Origin of the sequence: Pseudoalteromonas sp. (assembly GCF_036960685.1) — a bacterium.
Classification (GTDB): Bacteria; Pseudomonadota; Gammaproteobacteria; order Enterobacterales; family Alteromonadaceae; genus Pseudoalteromonas.
The window spans coordinates 1-509 of record NZ_JBALXK010000085.1 but is presented as its reverse complement, the minus strand read 5'-3'; the positions used below and the strand labels follow the sequence as shown (position 1 = coordinate 509).

The 509-nt window shown below is 49.5% G+C and carries 1 protein-coding gene; it reads left to right on the top strand.

Annotation, left to right across the window (positions count from 1 at the left end):
- Positions 1-509, top strand: a 509-nt coding sequence (locus V7783_RS21175; protein ID WP_335680405.1) for an FAD-dependent oxidoreductase, incomplete at both ends; no start/stop codon positions are given.

Here is a 509-nt window from a genome sequence, read left to right as displayed (position 1 = left end):
GGTATTCAATTTCGAACACTAAATTCTCGCAAAGGCCCTGCCGTTCGAGCAACACGAGCGCAGGCTGACCGTGCTTTGTACAAAGCGGCGATTCGAAAAACACTGGAAAACCAAGAAAACCTATCGATTTTTCAACAATCAGCCGATGATTTGATTATCGATAATAATCGGGTCAGCGGTGTGGTCACTCAAATGGGCTTACGTTTCTTTGCGCCGACAGTGGTGTTGGCAACGGGAACCTTCCTCGGAGGCATGATTCATATCGGTTTGGAAAATCACAGTGGCGGGCGCGCCGGTGATCAACCATCGATTGCCTTAGCGCAACGATTACGTGAATTACCATTTCGCGTTGAACGCTTAAAAACAGGTACCCCGCCACGCATTGATGGCCGTAGCGTTGATTTTTCGGTGATGCAGGAACAACCGGGCGATACTCCGTTACCGATCATGTCGTTTATGGGCTCGCGGGAAATGCACCCGCAACAGGTCAGTTGTTTTATTACCCACAC